At 44.0% G+C, this 6,186-nt stretch carries 5 protein-coding genes; 4 read left to right on the forward strand and 1 reads right to left on the reverse strand.

Annotated elements, in window-relative coordinates; translation table 11 throughout:
• The 4 genes from VN429_RS00330 to VN429_RS00345 all read left to right on the forward strand — a co-directional run.
• Window positions 1–1,564 (forward strand): S8 family peptidase (locus VN429_RS00330; protein WP_325628554.1); only part of this gene is annotated, 1,564 nt, incomplete at its 5' end.
• Between the two features lie 417 nt (window positions 1,565–1,981).
• Window positions 1,982–2,416: a GtrA family protein gene (locus tag VN429_RS00335; protein WP_325628556.1), complete on the forward strand. Its 435-nt coding sequence runs from the start codon at window positions 1,982–1,984 to the stop codon at window positions 2,414–2,416.
• 88 nt (window positions 2,417–2,504) lie between these two features.
• Window positions 2,505–2,795, forward strand: coding sequence for a DUF1294 domain-containing protein (locus tag VN429_RS00340; protein ID WP_325628558.1), 291 nt, complete (start codon window positions 2,505–2,507; stop codon window positions 2,793–2,795).
• 89 nt (window positions 2,796–2,884) lie between these two features.
• Window positions 2,885–5,449, forward strand: coding sequence for a U32 family peptidase (locus tag VN429_RS00345; RefSeq protein WP_325628560.1), 2,565 nt, complete (start codon window positions 2,885–2,887; stop codon window positions 5,447–5,449).
• Window positions 5,450–5,486: 37 nt separating this feature from the next.
• Here VN429_RS00345 and VN429_RS00350 read toward each other — a convergent pair.
• A partial coding sequence (locus tag VN429_RS00350; protein ID WP_325628563.1) for a DNA-3-methyladenine glycosylase family protein occupies window positions 5,487–6,186 on the reverse strand: 700 nt, incomplete at its 5' end.

The raw sequence follows: 6,186 nt of genomic DNA on the forward strand, positions 1-6,186 counted from the left end.
AATTCAGAAATCAGGTTTGAATTTAAATAATGGGCGTCTTTCTCCAGTTTCAAACCCAATATCATCACAACCAGGAGGTTTCCAATTTTCCGGGACTCCCCCTGCTGCTCCTGATCGGTTTATTGTCAAATATAAAAATTCTGCACAGCAAAACTTCAATGGGCAGGATATGCCTCCTGGTCTAGCAGCAACCCTACCTGATGGAATTTCTAAAGAGATACATCAAAAATCATTAGGTATGAATGGTTTGCAGGTCATTCAGGTTCCGTCTGCATCGTTTGATTCAACATTAACAGCCTTTAAAAATAATCCTTTGATCGAGTATACTGAGCCGGATTACCAGATTACAGTTGAACCTTCTCAAACCGGTATACAAATATTCACCCCCTCTTCAATTTCCTCCACAATTAAACCAAATGATCCTGAATATCCGAAATTGTGGGGACTTCACAATACTGGCCAGACACCTTTTAATGGAACTGCAGGTGCGGACATTAGTGCTGAAGAGGCTTGGGGAGTTGCCACCGGGTCACACGACATTGTGGTTGCAGTTCTCGATTCAGGAGTTGATTATTCACATCCTGATCTGACAGAGAATATCTGGACCAATGAAAAAGAGATTCCTGATAATGGTATTGATGATGATGGAAATGGTTATATTGACGATGTGCATGGGTGGAACTTTCAGGGAAAAAACAACACCCCGATTGATGAAAATGGGCATGGAACGCACTGTGCAGGGATAATTGGAGCTGTTGGAAACAATAACATCGGTGTCACAGGAATCAACTGGCATGTCAGGATCATGCCCCTGAGATTCATGGACAGTACCGGAAATGGTTACATATCTGATGCCGTTTCTGCGATACAATATGCCAATCAAATGGGTGCTGATGTTATATCCTGTTCCTGGAGTGGGAATGAGAATTCACAAGCCCTGAAAGATGCAATGGCTGCATCATCTGCAGTAATTGTTTGTGCATCTGGCAATGGTGGATCAAACGATGATACAACTCCGTTGTATCCTGCCACGTTTACCGGCTCAAACATGATTACTGTTGCAGCAAGTGATAGTAATGACAACTTAGCTTCCTTTTCAAATTATGGTGTTTCGACTGTCAATATCGCTGCACCCGGAGTTGAGATTGCAAGCACCTATCCTGGGAATAAGTATGCATATATGTCAGGAACCTCCATGGCAACTCCATATGTTGCTGGTGTGGCTGCCCTGTTGAAAGCTGTAAAACCCACTCTTTCTAACAGTCAGATAAAGGATGCTATCTTATCATCAGCTGATTCTATTCCTAACATGACTGGTAAAATCTCAACAGGCGGAAGACTAAATGCATATCGTACTCTTACAGGGATGGCTGATGGTTCAATTAGGACAAAAAATAGTACAAATGCGTTTGAAAAGACTGGAATTTCAAGTCAGGTTACTACTTCTCCGATCAGCCATACGCTTGTCCTCACCCAGCCATCAGAATTAAAAGGTCAGACTAATACTCGAATCTCCGGAGTACCACAGGTTTCGGATTCTCCCCCGATATATCCCTACTCGTAAGATAATGGATTTTTCCTTATGTATGTTGATTTAGTGAGGATCAATATCTTTTCTCTCTCGCCTGGTATTTGTTATAGAACAGAACATTATCAACTTTGGTGCTGTCTTTAAGCGTTCTGCATTCTCTTTTTGGTTACACTATCCAACTCTGCAGTTGTCCTCCTCAACTCAGACAATTGCTGATTGTTAATATCAAGCCAGCCTGATGGGATGCTAACGATTTCATATCATCATTATCATGAACCATTTCGATACTCAAGACTGCAATCACTGTTTCTGGACATATTCATCTGAAACAGAATATAATTTGATACAAGTCCCGGATATTCAATTCATTCATTACCGGGAAATATTACGAATAGATAATGGTCAAATCGAAACCCCTGGATTGTTGATGCTTCATTTAGGGTGCCAAAAATGACTGAATATCCTGCCAAGAAAGGAGAGAAGAAGGTAATACTGATTTCTCGTTTTAATGAGTTTCTGGGTGGATTCCTGCTTATTGGTATCTTTACAACCTGTATAGATATCGGTCTTCTCTGGTTTCTCACTGAAAAAATAGGACTCTGGTATCTTGTATCTGCAACAATTTCGTATTGTGTTGGTGCATTGGTTAGTTTTCTCCTGAATAAATCCCTGAACTATCGCAATCAGAGTAGGGAGTACATAAGGCAGGGGTCTTCATTTTTAATTATTGCAGCTAGCAGTTTTGCCTTGAATCTTGCCGTTCTCTCGGTAGGAGTAGAAATAATACAGGTGCCTTATCTCATTGCAAAGGCCGGGGCGACTATGGTTGCCTTTTTATGGAACTATTATGCACAATCAACAATAACTTTCAGAATTTGGAAGTAATCAATTAATCCAATCTTTTCTTGTAGTTGTAATTTTTCCCCGGGTTTCGTAGCTCGGAGTAATCTATAGGTCCATGCCCGGTAAATCAATGGGTACTATGTCGGATCAACTGATACCATACCTGGAAGTTGTGTATGGTCTGGTAAATGTTGGCATTTTTATTCTCTATGGATATGATAAAATGCAGGCCCGCCGTGAGCAATGGAGGATCTCAGAGAAGAATCTTCTCATTGGATCTGTCTTTGGACCCTTTGGTGCCTTTCTGGCAATGCAGATATTCAGACACAAAACTCAGAAGATGAAATTTTCTCTGCTGGTTCCAGCAATCATGATTATCCATGTGATCCTGATAACTATGCTCTTAACCAAGGGATGGTAAGTGTCAGTTATTCAAAATTTTCTTTTTCTCGGCTTCAGCCAGGTAATGTCATTTCATTGGAAAATTTCTCAAGTCCCTGGTGATTATTAGTGATTGAACTTCTTGCTCCTGCAGGAACACCGGAGGCATGCCGGATTGCAATAGCAGCCGGTGCAGATGCGGTCTATCTTGGAGGGAACAGATTTGGTGCCCGCCATTTTGCCGGTAACTTTGATGATCAGGCTCTTGAAGAAATCGTAGCCTCTGCTCATATACGGGGAGTAAAAGTCTATGTGACGGTAAATACCCTGGTCCATGATACTGAACTCGTGCTGGTGGTGAGGTATCTGGAGTTTCTCTGCATGATTGGTGTAGATGCAATTCTTATCCAGGACTTGGGTGTTCTCTCTCTTGCATCTTCCTTGTTTTCAGGTAAACCCGGGACTCCGGCACTTCATGCCTCAACCCAGATGGCAGTACACAATCAGGAAGGAGCCCTGTATGCTTTGGAGAAGGGATGTACCCGGATTGTACTTGCACGTGAACTACCTGCACGAGAGGTCAGAGACATTGCCGAATCTTTAAAACAATTGGGTGCGGAAGTGGAGATATTCGGGCATGGAGCACTCTGTTATGCATACTCAGGTCAGTGTCTGCTCTCTGCTGTTATCGGCGGAAGAAGTGGTAATCGGGGAATGTGTGCCCAACCCTGCAGAAAACCATATGCACTCATCAAAGGTGAACGCGACAGATATGGAAGACTGACAAAGCCACGCTCAGTTAACAGTCCAGATCAATTCCTGCTTTCAACCCGCGATCTTTCTGTGTACCCTGTTCTCACCTCAGTCGCTTCTCTGCCGATTGCAGCGCTCAAGATTGAAGGGCGAATGAGAACTCCTTCATACGTGGCTACCGTGGTGTCTATCTACCGGAGAGCTCTGGATGCAGTTATGTCTGGTTCATTTTCTCCGTCATCTGAAGAGGAGACAGAACTTACCCTCGCTTTCTCACGGGGATTTACAACCGGATACCTGAATGAAGAAACCTGCCAGACGGTGATGGGCCGCGACCTGCCCGGACGGAGGGGTCTTGTAGTTGGAACCGTAACTGGAATCACAAGAGAAGGGTGGATGAGTATAAAACGGGCAGGAGACCTGATTCCCGAACGTGGAGACGGCCTGGTCTGTATCAGCAATTCCGGTGAGCAGGGTTTTGTCCTCCGACGGGATTCCGTAGTAAAAAAGGGAGAGGTTCTCCTTGATTCTAAGATAACCAGTCACCGGGGTGATCAGGTATATCTCACAAGCAGGGGGAGAAACATCCGGCTCCTTGAACAACTCACATCAGATCCAGATACCCGGTATTATGGTTCAATTGCTCTCTCTCTTGAGCTCAATATTTCTCCAGCTGGAGAGGTGGATATCACCGGGACTATAAGAACCCGGATCAAAGGGACTATTCCCTTCTCTTTTAGATCACAATCACAGTTCAGCCCGGCCCGCTCACGTCCCCTGACATCTGATCAGATCAATGATGCACTCAGAAAAACAGGTGGTACTCTCTTTACAATAGATCACCTGGCAACCTCCTGCCCAGATGGATTGTTTGCACCAGTTGCAGTTTTGAATGGAATCAGGAGGGAGATTCTTGAGTTTGCTCAGTCCTGTATTATTAAATCCTATCTCCCTGAACCAGAATTGATACAGGAGATCAAAGATTGTGCACAGTCCTGCATTGAACAATTACATGTAGATCCGGGAGTGCGAAGATCCAACAATGGAAAAAGTGATCTCAGCCTTGTGATCCTTGTATCAGATCCCGCTTCTGCCTTATCCGGAGTTCAGGCCGGTGCAAGCAGGGCATACATTGAATGGTACCCGGCCTGTTTGTCCAGTGATTCTTCTGATCACCTGGATGAAATTCTCGCCCTGTTTGCTGTCTGCCCCTCACGTGCGGATGTTATCGGTATAAAGTTGCCGAAAATTCTTCTCCGAACTGAAATGGATCGTCTCACCCAGGCATTACCTGAAATAAAAAAGGCAGGGGTGAAGTTTCTGATGGTGGACGGCATTGGTGTTTCCCAAGCGGTTCTGACAATAGTTCCTGAATTGCAGGTCAGCGGGTACAGCGGACTTAATATTACAAATCACTGCTCACTTGAGGTTCATAGCCAGTTAGAATTCTGCACCCTGTCATGTGAATTATCAGGTGATGAGATTCGCGTGCTTATTGAAAAGAGAACTAACCATTCACCACCTGTTGGAATAATTGTTCAGGGTTTACTTGAGACGATTATCACCGAGGATCAACTGTGCGTATCTCATCATATCCCTGAGCCGAATATCGCATATGCAATCCGGGATCAGAAGGAACAGATTTTCCCCATAGTTCTTGATCCATCCCACAGGACTCATATTTTTAATTCTGCAGAGACTTCACTTATCGATCATGTGAATACCCTGAAAGAAGCCGGGGAGATAATCGGAATTATCGATGCCAGATGGCGTGGTCCAGATTATGCACATGAAATGGTAGCGATATGGTCTGATGCTATTAATAAACCAAACCTGAAACAGGGAGAACTGGATTCTATAAAGGATGCTATTAGAAATTGTGCTTGGGGTGTGCTCACCTCAGCGACATGGAAACGTGGGATATGCAGAAGTGACTCCTGACAAAGATAATCTCTATCCTTCTGCGTGAATTATCTGCTTAATTCCTCTCCCCCTGTTTTACCGGGAGAGTCTGCCGTGATGCAAAGAAATATTGCTGGGCATATCCTGCATACTCTCCAAAGTATTCTCTGCAAAAATCTGCAATATCATTGTACGAACATTCTTTTTTGTTACATCTGCGGTTACTGACCTCCGGGTAAAGAGTTGTAATGATAGTCCTTATCCAGACATCAACCGGGACAACCTCATACCGGTTATAAGCGAAGAGCAGGATACAGTCAGCAACTTTTGGTCCGACTCCTGGAAGTTTCATGAGTTCATCTTTCGCATCCTGTGTTGAACATGCATCAATATGAGATAAAAAGCCCGGGTCCCTGATTACATATTGTGCAGTGCCAGCCAGGTACGGAGCCCGATAACCTGTACAACATGTCCTGAGATCCTCTTCATCTCTTTCTGCAAGGTCTGCCGGAGATGGAAAACTAAAGATGTTATTACCGATAGCCTTGCCATATCGTTCACAGAGAAGAGAGATTCTTTTTGTTATTGTCGGGATATTTGAATTTTGGGAGCAGATAAAACTAATCAGGCACTCCCAGGGGTCCTGCCTGATGATTCGAAGGCCTGCGCCTGCTGTTGCAACAGACTCAAAGAGTTCATCCGTTTTGGTTCCTGTTTCACATGCGTACGCTGAAATTGAACTTTTAATCTGGCTGATAATCTCCTGAGTTTTGATC

This window comes from Methanospirillum sp., from assembly GCF_035560735.1.
Classification (GTDB): domain Archaea; phylum Halobacteriota; class Methanomicrobia; order Methanomicrobiales; family Methanospirillaceae; genus Methanospirillum.